The organism is Meiothermus sp., assembly GCF_037443965.1.
Taxonomy (GTDB): Bacteria; Deinococcota; Deinococci; order Deinococcales; family Thermaceae; genus Meiothermus.
Window position 1 is genome coordinate 52,140 of sequence record NZ_JBBINI010000022.1, and the last position, 12,420, is coordinate 64,559.

Consider the following 12,420-nt stretch of genomic DNA (forward strand, 5'->3'; position numbering starts at 1 on the left):
ATCTATCCACATCCCTGGAGGGTCGTGATCAACTTGGGTTCTGCTCGAGCTATTCCGGTTGTGGATGCTCCCTGATTCAGCCACGGGTTGTGATTGAGGGGTTCTGGTCGAGGTTTTGCCACCGACCTATTACGTATTATAGCGCATTCGTTCGCTCCATCTGTGAGGGGGTGCGAAGCATCCCAAAGTCTGGCCCAGGCTTTTTTCAAAATTATCCGTCAGCATCCCGGGCTTTTATGAATTGCCTTCAGACTCCCGCCATTTTCCTCATCAACCCGGCATAACATGGCTTGATGCGATGGATTCTGCTTCTGGTTCTGGTCTTTTTACCCCGCACGTGGGCTTTTCCCGGTGAGACGCTTTACATACCCCTCGATGACCGACCCCCCAACTGGTCGCCCTGCACCTGGCAACTGGTGCGCTGCCCACCTCGAGCGGTCTACCAAGGGCGTGAGGGGGCCAACCTACAGGCACTTTGGGGTTGGCTGCAAGATCAGCCGGGCCATACCCTGATTGCCAGCCTGGATGCGCTGGTCTATGGCGGACTGGTGCAGAGCCGCAGTTCTACCCTATCGCTGGAAGAGGCCCGGCATCGCTTGGAAGAACTCTCCCGCTGGCGGGCGCGTACGGGCGGGCAGGTGCTGGCTTTTGGGGTGATTCCACGCCATCCCGATGCCACCGACCGCGCACGCAACCTGGCCCTGTTGCGCGACCTGGGGGATGGTTATGCGTATGTCGAAGCGCCCTGGGATGATGCCTTGCCGGGCTCGCCAGCGGTGGCCGAAGCCGCCACCCTTCCTATTCCCACGCGGCCTGGGGCCGACGAGGCGGGGCAGGTCTTGTTGCTGCGGGCCTTGAATCCAGGGGTGCGGGTGCGGGTGCTCTACGACAACCCAGAGGCCGCCCCGCAGGCCACGCGCTACGAGGGGATTCCCCTGCAAGCATCTATTGCTCGTCTGCTGGCTTCGGCAGGGGCCATTGCGGTGGAAAACCGGCCCGACCTGGTGCTGGTGGTCTACAGCGGCGGCGATCCCAGGCGAGGCGTTCTGACGGTATTGCAAGGCTTGCGCGAAGCACCGGTAGCGGTGGCCGATATTGCCCGGGTCAACCGGGGCGATGCTTCGCTGGTTCGGTATCTGGTGGCGCTGGATATCTACCGCGAGCTGGCCGCTTATGCCTCGTGGGGAACCCCTGGCAATAACCTGGGTGCCGCACTGGCCCAGGGGGGACTGTTTGCTATGCCGCTCTGCCAGCGGGCCGGGAACCCAGTGGCCTGGTGTGAAGAACGGAAAACCCTGGCCTTGGCCCAGGCCTACCTCGAGTACCTCTGGGGTGAAATTGGCCGCCCCTGGGTGCGCGCCCGTTTCCCCGAACCCCTCACCGAGGAAGCGGCCCGCTATGTTTTCGAGCGCTTACAATCTGAACCTACTCCACTCTTTTCATCGGGCCAAATTCGCTTGGAGGCTTTGAAATTCCCCTGGAGACGCAGTTTTGAGGCCGAATGGCAGTACCACCTGGATTCTGCCCCTAATGGAAAGCACTAAATAGCCTGATGCATTATGGTTGCTATGGACGTACCGGAGCATACGTTTGCGATGGGTTGGTTTTTGCCAGAATCAATGTCGCTGGCTGGTGTGGCCGGTTGTGATACATGAACTTATGCAGAGCTGATCTGGCCCTAGGCTGATACGAGATGAGCTGTTCTTATCAGGGCATGTTGGCTCTCCTACGTGAGCTAGTAGGAAGCCCCAGCCTGCCATCGTTCCTGACCGCAGCGCTCGAGGGAGCCTTGCGGTTGATTCCAGGAGCCCAGACAGGGTCGGCCCTGGTAAGGGTGGGCAATGGCTATCGTTTTGTGGCGTTGCGGGGTCACCCCATCGCCCTACCAACCTATGCGCTGAGCCTCGAGGACGAGCTGCGCTGGTACGGGGGCACGCTGGAAGAGGCCATGGCTGCCCTGCCCAAGCTCAGCCGGATTCGACCCGAATTGAGCGGTCTTGCAGACGCGGATCGTGTGGCCCTCGAGCCCATCAACTGGGCGCTGACCATCCCCGTTCCGCTGGGCAACCGGGTAGAAGCCTGGCTCTGCTTGGATCGGATGGAAGAAGATGCCTTTCCCAAGGAGGCTCTGCCGCTGGCGCACGAACTGGGCCGCAGCCTGGGGGTGGTTCTACAAACCCTGCAAGAGCGGAACAACACCCAGGCCCGCCTCGAGCGCGAAGAGCGCCTGGCCCGTGTGCTGGGGGTGCTTTCCACCTTCAACGAAGCCGACCTATTATGGCAGTCGTTGCCTCATCTGATACTGCAGATCCTGGGTTTGCGCAGGGCGGTGGCGCTCAAGCACATGGGCGAAGGGCTGGTAACGGTTTCGGCCTGTAACTGGAGCGAGCCTTTGGGCCGGGTTATCCCTGCTGGCATGGGGGTTTCCTGGATTGCGCTGACGGAAGCGAGGGTGCAGATGGTGCCGCTGGACGATCCCAGGGTTTACCAACTGCCCGATTTCGGAGACGAGCCGGAAGAGTACGGTTTGTTTGTGCCCATCCTAGATGCCCATGGCGAGGGCTTTGGTGTGGTCATTGCTTACTCGCAGGAGGCCTTTGAACCGGAGGATGCGGCGGTACTGGAATCCTTTGGTCGGGGGGCGGGACAGGTGCTGGCGCGCTTGGAAGCGCAGGCGGCGCGGGAACGCGAGCTGGTTCGCCTACAGAGCCTAACCCACACCAGCCAGCGGCTGACGGCTGCACAAACCACGGAAGAGCTGTTACAACTGATTGTGCAAGAAGCGCTCCAGCAGACCAAAGCTTCGACCAGTCTGGTTACGCTCTATCGTCCCAAGGAAGACGTGCTCGAGGTGGTGGCGGCAGCAGGCCATGCCGCGGAGCTGGCCGCAGGCACAAAGCATGTACGGGGCAAGGGACTGGCCTGGCAGGTGCTGGGACAGCGCAGTGCGTTGTATTTGCCCGATGTTTCTGTCGAAGCCAGTGCGGTTTTCGCCTCGGGCAACCGGGTCAAAGCGGCCTATCTGGGGGTGCCGCTGGGCGATCCCGAAGGACGGATGGTGGGGGTGCTCTCGGTGGATACCGCGGGTGCAGGGGGCGAGATCCAACCCCAAGATCGCTATGCCCTAGAGGCCCTAGCTAAAGTGGCCGGGGTGATGCTTTCACGTTTGCAGGCCCTCGAGCAGGCCTACTGGCAAACCGACAACTACCGGCTGCTGGTGCAGATGTCCTCCGACTTGGAACTGTTGGATGATCCCCAGGCCATGGCCCGACGGGCCATCGAGACCCTGCTAGGACTGACCGGTTTGCACGCAGGCGGGGTGCTCCGCTTCCAACCCAGTAGCGAATACCCCCATAGTGGTCAGATGGAGCTTGTGGTGCGGCATGGGCGATCGGCAATGGGTGAACTGATCGCCCACCTCAACAACCTGCCGGTGCGTATTGGCGAAGGTTTTATGGGGAAGGCCCTGGCGACCGGCCAGACCCAGATACTGGAAGACTATCAGACTTGGGAAGGGGCCTGGCCCCGGCTCAAGGAGCTAGCCCTGCGTACTGTCATCACCACACCGCTACAGGTGAGGGGCCAGCCCTATGGTGCCCTAACCCTAGCGAGTTTTCACCACAAAGTGGCGGTCTCGGAAGAAAACGTCTCGCTGTTGGAGTCGGTCGCTCGGCGCTTGGAACGGGCCTGGGAGCGTGTGCGACACCTGGAAGAAATCACCCGCACCCGCGAAGATGCCTTGCGCTCGCTGGGTTTAGGGCTGGAGTTGCGCGACCTCGAGACCAAAGGCCACACCGACCGGGTGGTGGCCCTGACCGAAGCCCTGGGGCAGCGCCTGGGCTTCCCCGACCTCGAGGGGCTGCGCATGGGGGCCTACCTGCACGACCTGGGTAAGCTGGCTATCCCCGACTCGATTCTGCTCAAACCCGGAACCCTCACCGATGCCGAGTGGCGCATCATGCAAAGCCACTGCGACATTGGCTTTGGCATGCTGGAAAACCTCGGCTTCTTGTCGCAGACGGCCCGCAATATTGTGCGCTACCACCACGAGCGGGTGGATGGTTCGGGCTATCCCTTTGGCCTGACCCGCGATGAGATTCCCCTCGAGGCCCGCCTCTTCGCGGTGGTAGATGTGTTCGATGCCCTTCTCCAGTCGCGCCCCTATAAAGCCGCCTGGAGCCAGCAAGATGCTTTGCGCGAGTTGCGTAAACAGGCCGGCGATACCCTGGATGCTTATGTGGTACAGGAATTTATCGCCTTGATTAGCCAGCAGGTACAAGCCAAAAAAGGTTTGTAAAGCTGCTTGTGGTGCCATACAACAAGGTCGGGTTCGCAAAACCAAATCGGTATGGGAGTGCTATACTTTGTCGGTTGACGCGGCTTTACTGCGTGGTACAGGAGGACAAAGTTGCAACGACTGGTAACTTCGGAATCGGTGACGGAAGGGCACCCCGACAAACTGGCCGACCGCATCTCGGATGCGGTGCTGGATGCGCTTCTGACTGCGGATGCCAAAGCCAGGGTAGCCTGCGAAACCCTGGTGACCACGGGCCTGGTGATGGTGGCGGGCGAGATTACCACCGATAGCTATGTGGACATTCCCCGCCTGGTGCGCCAGACCGTGCTCGAGGTGGGCTATACCCGGGCCAAATACGGCTTCGACGGCGATACCTGCGCGGTGCTTACAGCCATAGATGAGCAGTCGCCGGACATTGCGGGCGGGGTCAACGAGTCCTGGGAGTGGCGGGTGCTGGGTTCCCGCGATGAGTTCGACCGGGTGGGTGCGGGCGACCAGGGCCTGATGTTCGGCTACGCCACCGACGAGACCCCCGAGCTGATGCCGCTGCCCATCTCGCTGGCCCACCGCCTGACCCGCCGCCTGGCCGAAGCCCGCAAAACCGGGGAAATCCCCTATCTGCGCCCCGATGGCAAGGCCCAGGTGACGGTGGTCTACGAGGGCCAGAAGCCCCTTTATGTGGGTACGGCCCTGGTCTCCACCCAGCACTCCGAAGAAGTGGAGGCCGACCAGATTCACCACGACATCCGCACCAAGGTGATCGAAAAGGCCATTCCCGAAGAGTACCTCAGCAAAGAGACCCTCTACCTGGTCAACCCTTCGGGCAAGTTTGTTATCGGGGGGCCCCACGGCGACACCGGCCTGACCGGGCGCAAAATCATCGTGGATACCTATGGCGGCGCAGTGCCCCACGGCGGCGGCGCCTTCAGCGGTAAAGACCCCACCAAAGTAGACCGCTCGGCAGCTTACTACGCCCGCTACATCGCCAAGAACATCGTGGCGGCGGGGCTGGCCAAGCGCGCCCTGATCGAGCTGGCCTACGCCATCGGCAAGGCCCGCCCGGTGGGGATGCGGGTCGAGACCTTTGGCACTGGGGTTTTACCCGACGAGAAAATCACCGAGGTGGCGCAGAAGGTCTTTGATGCCCGCCCCAAGGCCATCATCGAGAACCTGAAACTGCAGCGCCCCATCTACACCCCCACCTCGGCCTATGGGCACTTTGGCCGCGAGGGCTTCCCCTGGGAGAACACCGACAAGGTCGAGGAACTGCGCAAGCTCCTGCCGTAGCGTTCTTTAACTGCTCTGGGCGGCCCGCGGGCCGCCTTTTGATTTGACCCTGGCAAGCAGATAGTGTATACTGTATACACTTTATGGCCCAGTTTCAGCGACCCCACTCGGTGCGGGAGGCGGCCTATGCCCACCTGCGGGGGGCCATCCTGATGGGGGCCTTGTTGCCGGGGGTGCGCATCTCCGAGCCGGGGCTGGCGCAGGAACTGGGCGTCAGCCGTACCCCGGTGCGCGAGGCCTTGCAGCGTCTGGCCCAGGAGGGGCTGGTAGAACTGCTGCCGGGCAAGGGGGCGCGGGTGCGGGTGCTCTCGGCCGAGGAGGTACGCGAGGTCTACGATGTGCGGGCCTTGCTCGAGGGCGAAGCGGCGGCCCTGGCGGCGCAAAACGCCACCGAGGTCGAACTGAACCGGCTGGAGCGCTTGCTCCAGGTGCTGGAGGCCCTGCCCAAGGAAGCCTATGCAAAGCAGATGCAGGTGGACTTCGACTTTCACACCGTCCTGATCGAAGCGGCCCACAACAAAACCCTGGCCCGCATCTACGCCGATCTGCGCTCGAGCCTCACCCTCGTCCGTTCGTTTCAGCAAACCCTTTCCCAGCACCCCAAAACCCGCCAGCAGCACCAGGCCATTCTGTCGGCGCTCAAAGCCCGCAACCCCGGGAAAGCCGCCGAAGCCGCGCGGGCCCATGTGCGCTATTTCCGCGACTTAGTGCTACAAAGCCTTCAGGCGCAGGCCTGGCAGTAGAGGAGCCCTATGGATCTCAATCAAACCTACCGTTCGTTGGTGCTGGCCATGGCCCAGAACCAGAGCATCAAACACCTGGTGCTCACCCGTGGCCGCAACTTTGCCCGCCGCTTTATTGCCGGCGATACCCTCGAGGAGGCCTTGCAAGCAGTGGAGGCCCTCGAGCGCGACCGGATTCACGCCATCCTGGACTTGCTGGGCGAGATGGTTACTTCCGAAACCCAGGCCCGGCAGTTCCAGCGTGAGATTATCCGGCTGGTGCAAGAGTTTGCTGCCCGGCCTTATCCCAAATACGTGGCCCTCAAGCTCACCCAGCTAGGTCTGGATATCTCCGAAGACCTGGCTTTTTCATTGATGGTGGAGATTCTGAGCGAGGCCCGGAAGGTGGATTGCTTCGTGCGAATTGACATGGAGGACAGCCCCCGTGTAGACGCAACACTGCGGATGTACCGGCGGTTGCGTGAGGCCGGCTTCGATAACACCGGGGTGGTGCTGCAAAGCTACTTGAAGCGCACCGAGCAAGACCTGCAGGCTCTGATACCCCTCAAAACGCCGGTGCGCATTGTGAAAGGCGCCTACAAAGAACCCCCCGAGGTGGCCTTCCAGGATAAGCGTCTGGTGGATGCCCAGTTTGTGCTGCTGTGCAAGAAAGCCCTGGAAAACGGGCTCTACACGGCCATTGCCAGCCACGACCCCTACATCCTCGAGGAGATGAAGCGCTGGACCGCCGAAAAGGGTATCGGGCGGGATCACTTTGAGTTCCAACTGCTCTATGGGGTGCGTCGCGACGAGCAGAAAAAGCTGGCCGCCGAGGGCTATACCGTGCGAGCCTACGTGCCCTACGGCACCGACTGGTATCCCTATTTCTCGCGCCGCATCGCCGAGCGCCCCGAGAATCTTCTATTTGTGGCGCGCAGCCTGATCCAGGGGTAGATATGGCCTTAACGCTCGATTTACACCTCCTGGAAGGCCAGTATGCGGTCTGCTGGCTCGAGCCCACCGCCCCTGTGCCGGCCTGGGCCGAGGGCGAGGGTTTCCTGAGCATCGCGCGGGCCGAGGACGAGCTGACAGTGGTATGCCACCAGCGCCGCGTACCCCCAGGGGTGAAAGCTGAGCGTGACTGGCGCTGCTTGCGCCTGGCCGGCCCCTTCGACTTTGCCCTCACCGGCATCCTGGCCGCGGTGCTGAACCCGCTGGCCCAGGCCGGTGTGGGCATTTTTGCTGTTTCGACCTACCGCACCGACTACGTGCTGGTCAAGGCCCATCATCTGGCGCAGGCCCTGGCGGCCCTGAGCCAGGCCGGGCATCGCGTAAACGCTTTGTAGAAGTAATCGAAAGGAGCATGTTATGACCCCCGAACCCTACCGCCCCGAACCCATCGAAACCTTCCAGAGCCCCGAAGCCTTTGAGGCCATGCGCAAGGCCCTGGCCGAGGTGCGGGCCCAGTTTGGCCGCCACTATCCCCTCATCATAGGGGGTGAGAAAATCCATACCCAGGCAGCGGTTACCTCCACCAACCCCTCCAACCCCAGCGAGGTGGTGGGGGTGAGCGCCAAGGCCGGCATCGCCGAGGCCGATGCGGCCCTGGATGCGGCCTGGCGGGCCTTCAAAACCTGGCGTGACTGGCCCCAGGAGCACCGCAGCCGGGTGCTGCTGAAGGCGGCCCAGATTATGAAGCGCCGCCAGCGGGAGCTCGAGGCCTGGCTGGTCTACGAGATCGGCAAGAACTGGGTGGAGGCCGCCGCCGACGTGGCCGAGGCCATTGACTTTACCCGCTATTACGCCCTCTCGGCCCTCAAGTATAAAGACGGCGCCCCGGTGGTGCCCTATCCGGGCGAGGACAACGAGGCCTTCTACATCCCCTTGGGGGTGGGGGTGGTGATCGCCCCCTGGAACTTCCCCCTGGCCATCCTGACCGGTATGACCGTGGCCCCCATTGCGGTGGGCAACTGCGTGGTGGCCAAGCCCGCCGAGGACACCGTGGTGATCGCGGCCAAGCTCTTCGAGATCCTGGAGGAAGCCGGCCTGCCCGCCGGGGTGGCCAACTACCTGCCTGGCGAGGGGAGCGAGGTGGGGGCCTACCTGGTGCAGCACCCCCGTACCCGTTTCATCAACTTCACGGGTTCGCTCGAGGTGGGCCTCAAGATCAACGAGAGCGCCGCTCGGCTCTCGCCGGGGCAGATCTGGCTCAAGCGGGTTTTCCTGGAATTGGGCGGCAAAGACGGCCTGATTGTGGATGAAACCGCCGATATTGCTGCGGCAGCCCAGGCCACCGTGCAGAGTGCGTTTGGCTTCCAGGGCCAGAAGTGCTCGGCGGCCTCGAGGCTCATCGTGGTGGATGGAATCTATGACCAGCTCATGGAGCAGGTGCTCGACCGCACCGAAAGCCTGATTGTGGGGCCGGCCGAGGAAAACCCCGACATGGGGCCGGTGGCCAGCGCCCAGCAAGAGAAAACCGTGCTCTCTTACATCGAGATTGGGCAGCAGGAGGCCAGGCTGGTGCTGGGGGGACGGCGGCTCGAGGGCGGCGGTTTCTTCATCTCGCCCACCATCTTCGAAAACGTATCCCCCGACGCCCGCATCGCCCAGGAAGAGATTTTTGGCCCGGTGCTCTCGGTGATCCGCGTCCCCGACTTCGACACCGCCCTCGAGGTGGCCAACGGCACGCGCTTTGGCCTGACCGGCGGGGTCTTCTCGCGCAAGCGCGAGCGCCTCGAGCGGGCCCGGCGCGAGTTCCACGTGGGCAACCTCTACTTCAACCGCAAAATTACCGGGGCCCTGGTGGGGGTGCAGCCCTTCGGCGGCTTCAACCTCTCGGGCACCGATACCAAGGCCGGGGGGCCCGACTACCTGCTCAACTTCCTGCAGATGAAAAGCGTGACCGAGCGGTTCTAGCGCAGTCTGGGGCTGCCTACTGCCCCCAGCCGATGGCCCGCAGTCCAACCCGTGCTAGTAGCCGGCTTTGCAGGTTGTGAAGGTCGCGCACGGTCTCCTCGCGTTCGCTGGGGTGAAACACCGGCAGGTCAAGTAAATCTCCGGCTACCTGGCCGAGGGCGAGCCATATATCCACTTCCTGTGCGGTTATGCCATAGGCCAGCGGGCGCCGCCGTTGCTCAGCGATGGATACCGATTACCTCCAGGGCCAGTCTAGAAAAACGGGCGTTACTTTTGGGTTATGCCGCGCTCCAAAAAACGCCCATTAAACCTTCAAGCGCAGCACGAGAGCATGCCCACCTCGGTGTCGAGGGCCTGTGCCACCAGCCTTATCCCCTCGGCCAGGGTCAGGTAGGGGTGGAAGGTGTCTACCAGATCCCGGTAGGAAAGGCCAAACTTGACTGCCAGGATCCCTTCCTGCAGCACGTCCCCCGCCTCGGGAGCCAGGATGTGCAGGCCCAGAACCGTGCCTTCCCCGTCCACCACAATCTTGAAGGCCCCCCGGGTGTCCTGGGCGACCAAGGCCTTGGGTACTGCCGTAAGGGGCAGGGTGGCGGTACGAACCCCTGCCCCGTGCCGCTTACGGGCCTCCGCCTCGTCGAGCCCCACCGCGGCCAGGGCGGGGTCGGTAAAGGTCACGCGGGGCAGGGCAGAAAGGTCTAGGGGTGTGGGTTCGCCGAGGGCGTTCCGCGCGGCCATGCGGCCGGACAGGGCGGCCACGTAAACAAACTGGGGCAGGCCGGCCACGTCGCCGGCGGCGAAGACCTGGGGGTTTGTGGTCTTGAGGTGTTCGTCCACCCGGATGAAGCCCCGCTCGTCCCGCTCTACCCCGGCCCGCTCCAGCTCGAGCCCCTCGGTGCGGGCCCTGCGGCCGGTGGCCACCAGGAGCCTTTCAGCCACGAAAACACCCCGGTTTGTCTCGACCCGGTAGCCCTCTTCGCGCCCGACCCTGAGAACCCGCACGTCGGTGTGGATGGCCAGGCCCTCGGCCTCGAGGTAGCCCCTGAGCAGGGTGGAAAGCTCGGGGTCTTCGCTGGGGAGCAGGTAGGGCAGCGCCTCCAGCACAGTTACCTGCGTTCCCAGCCGAGCATAGGCCTGGGCTAGCTCCAGCCCGATGGGCCCCCCGCCAATCACCAAAAGGCTTTCTGGCTGACTATCCGGGGAGAGGGCCTCGAGGTAGCTCCAGGGCCGGCTCCCCTCCAGGCCGGGAATAGGGGGCAGGGTGGGGTGCGCCACGGTGGCCAGGAGGTAACGCGAGGCCTTCAGGGGCCTTCCGCCGACCTCGAGGGTTTCCCCGTCCAGGAAACGGGCCCCGCCCCGGAGTACCGGGACGCCCGCAGCCTCCAGCACCTCGGCATATTTCTCTTGCCGCAAAGCCTCCACCAGCGCGTCCTTCTGCCCGATGACCTCCTTCAGGTTCACCCCCAGGGCCTGGGTTTTGATCCCGGCGAAGCCGTGGTGGGCGGCCCGGTGATGGGCCTCCGCCGCCCGGAGGAGGGCCTTGGAGGGCACACAGCCCACGTTCACGCAGGTTCCGCCCAGCACGCCGACCTCGACGACCGCGGCCTTGGCCCCTTTGGCTGCTGCCTCTAATGCCGCGGCTACCCCCGCCGAACCCGAGCCCACAATGAGCAGGTCGTAGCTCATGGCCCCCCCTCGGAGATCACCTGAGCGGGATAGCCAACGGTTTGCAACTCCTTTAGCCAGCGCTCCAGTGAAGCCACACCCTCCACGGTGGCTTCCTTGCGCAGGTAGTCCACCCGTACCCGCGCCGTGCCGGGCACGCGCTTGAGCGCGGCTTCCACTGTGCGGATGCAGCCGGCGCAGTGCATTCCCGGAACCTTGAGTTTGTACTGCTGTGTGCTTTCCATACCGCTACCCTAAACCCTGGAGTGGGCTCCAAGGTCAAGCCCCTTGCGCTGTGTGGCGGCGTAAAGGCTTTTACACCGAGATTTTTTTCCAAAGGTAGCCTCTTTTTGGAGGTACACCATGCGTAAAGTGGCGGTTTTGGTGCTGGCAGGTACGGAAACCCACGAGGGCCTGGGGCGGCTGGTAAACGCGCTCATGCTTGCCCAGGAGCTCAAAGGGGCTAAAGATGAGGTTCGCCTTATCTTCGACGGTGCAGGTACGCAAGGGCTGGCCGCCCTTGCCGACCCAAGCCACAAAGCGCACCCGGTTCTTCTCGCGGTGAAAGATCAGATTATGGGTGCTTGCGCGTACTGCTCCCGGGCCTTTGGCGTGAAGGAGACCCTCGAGAAGGCGGGCTTTCCCTTCCTGAGCGAATACAAAGACCACCCCAGCCTGAGGCATCTCCTTGAGGAAGGCTATACGATTATCACCTTCTAGGGCCTTTTGCGGAAAAATGACTCACACGCATTCCTGCAGTATCGTTCACTTTATGAAAGTCTAAACGATACCGCAGGAATGCACGCCTACGCCCTTCGGTTAGCTTGAACCCTCACCCTTGATTACACCCAAAGGTGAAGGATTCAAGTGGAACCGGTATAACACCAAGACCAGCTTTAGTGCTGGACTGAAGCGGGGTCCAAGTAAACGCAGTGGTCCTTGCCGTCGCAGGCAGGATCGGGATGGGCCTCGGCCCACTCCAGCCGGGAGACCAGGTCATCGCGCAGGGCGGTAAGCTCGGCGATGCGCTCCTCCAGCAAGGCCACCTTCTGGCGCAGTATCTGGCGCACGTCGGCGCAGGGGGGTTGGCCTTCATGCATGACCTCGAGCACCGCCCTGATCTCCTCGAGCGACAGCCCCAGCGCCTGGGCCTGCTTGATGAAGCGCAGGCGCTGGAAAGCCTCCTCGTCGTAGAGGCGGTAGCCCCCCTCGCTGCGCCCCTCCGGGCGCAACAGGCCCGCACGTTCGTAGAAGCGCAGGGTGTCGCGGCTGACCCCGCTGGCCTGGGCAAGCGCACCGATGCGGTACATGTATATAGCTTAAACCTTGGAGCAAACTCGAGGGTCAACGCCCCCACTAGGCTTTTGTCACGAAAGGCACAACAACCGATGGAGTTCGTTGGGGTTGGCCAGGGTCTGGTTCATCACCCCGGCATCCCCCGTAATCAGCCAGTCCACCCCCAGGTCGCTCATCCGCACCAACCAACCCTCGGTGGTCTTGGCCTCGCTGGTCGTAACCGCCGTGCTACCCAGA

Annotated in this window: 12 protein-coding genes; 8 read left to right on the forward strand and 4 right to left on the reverse strand. The window is 62.9% G+C overall.

Translation table 11 applies throughout. The annotated features are described in order from the left end of the window. Nucleotides 1-293 precede the first annotated feature (293 nt). The 7 genes from WKI89_RS12160 to pruA all read left to right on the forward strand — a co-directional run bounded on the left by WKI89_RS12160 (nt 294) and on the right by pruA (nt 9,222). Nucleotides 294-1,544 (forward strand): DUF4127 family protein, encoded by a 1,251-nt coding sequence (locus tag WKI89_RS12160; protein ID WP_337869978.1) that lies wholly within the window; start codon nt 294-296, stop codon nt 1,542-1,544. A 149-nt stretch (nt 1,545-1,693) separates the two neighbouring features. Beyond that, on the forward strand, nt 1,694-4,297 hold the full coding sequence (locus WKI89_RS12165) for an HD domain-containing phosphohydrolase (RefSeq protein WP_337869980.1): 2,604 nt from the start codon (nt 1,694-1,696) through the stop codon (nt 4,295-4,297). Nucleotides 4,298-4,408: 111 nt separating this feature from the next. Further along, complete coding sequence (gene metK, locus WKI89_RS12170) at nt 4,409-5,584, forward strand: methionine adenosyltransferase (protein WP_337869982.1); 1,176 nt, start codon at nt 4,409-4,411, stop codon at nt 5,582-5,584. A gap of 83 nt (nt 5,585-5,667) precedes the next feature. Further along, nucleotides 5,668-6,327 (forward strand): GntR family transcriptional regulator, encoded by a 660-nt coding sequence (locus WKI89_RS12175; RefSeq protein WP_337869984.1) that lies wholly within the window; start codon nt 5,668-5,670, stop codon nt 6,325-6,327. A gap of 9 nt (nt 6,328-6,336) precedes the next feature. Next, nucleotides 6,337-7,260 carry a proline dehydrogenase family protein gene (locus tag WKI89_RS12180; RefSeq protein WP_337869986.1) on the forward strand — a complete coding sequence of 308 codons (924 nt, stop codon included), beginning with the start codon at nt 6,337-6,339 and terminating at the stop codon, nt 7,258-7,260. Between the two features lie 2 nt (nt 7,261-7,262). Beyond that, nucleotides 7,263-7,652: an ACT domain-containing protein gene (locus tag WKI89_RS12185; RefSeq protein WP_337869988.1), complete on the forward strand. Its 390-nt coding sequence runs from the start codon at nt 7,263-7,265 to the stop codon at nt 7,650-7,652. Nucleotides 7,653-7,674: 22 nt separating this feature from the next. Next, a complete protein-coding gene (gene pruA, locus WKI89_RS12190; RefSeq protein WP_337869990.1) occupies nt 7,675-9,222 on the forward strand; it encodes an L-glutamate gamma-semialdehyde dehydrogenase in 1,548 nt (515 codons plus the stop codon). Between the two features lie 16 nt (nt 9,223-9,238). On the opposite strand, the gene WKI89_RS12195 is transcribed toward pruA, so the two are convergent. From WKI89_RS12195 to WKI89_RS12205, 3 genes are all read right to left on the reverse strand, one after another. Beyond that, the gene (locus tag WKI89_RS12195; protein ID WP_337869992.1) at nt 9,239-9,397 is read right to left on the reverse strand and encodes a hypothetical protein; all 159 of its coding nucleotides are present in this window, start codon (nt 9,395-9,397) and stop codon (nt 9,239-9,241) included. Between the two features lie 137 nt (nt 9,398-9,534). Beyond that, on the reverse strand, nt 9,535-10,908 hold the full coding sequence (merA, locus tag WKI89_RS12200) for a mercury(II) reductase (RefSeq protein ID WP_337869994.1): 1,374 nt from the start codon (nt 10,906-10,908) through the stop codon (nt 9,535-9,537). Then, nucleotides 10,905-11,132, reverse strand: coding sequence for a heavy metal-associated domain-containing protein (locus tag WKI89_RS12205; protein ID WP_337869996.1), 228 nt, complete (start codon nt 11,130-11,132; stop codon nt 10,905-10,907). The genes merA and WKI89_RS12205 overlap by 4 nt, the downstream gene beginning before the upstream one ends. A 118-nt stretch (nt 11,133-11,250) precedes the next feature. Here WKI89_RS12205 and WKI89_RS12210 point away from each other — a divergent pair, with 118 nt between their 5' ends. Further along, nucleotides 11,251-11,607, forward strand: a complete 357-nt coding sequence (locus WKI89_RS12210) for a hypothetical protein (protein WP_337869998.1) — start codon at nt 11,251-11,253, stop codon at nt 11,605-11,607. Between the two features lie 176 nt (nt 11,608-11,783). On the opposite strand, the gene WKI89_RS12215 is transcribed toward WKI89_RS12210, so the two are convergent. After that, a complete protein-coding gene (locus WKI89_RS12215; protein WP_337869999.1) occupies nt 11,784-12,197 on the reverse strand; it encodes a heavy metal-responsive transcriptional regulator in 414 nt (137 codons plus the stop codon). Nucleotides 12,198-12,420: the final 223 nt, after the last annotated feature.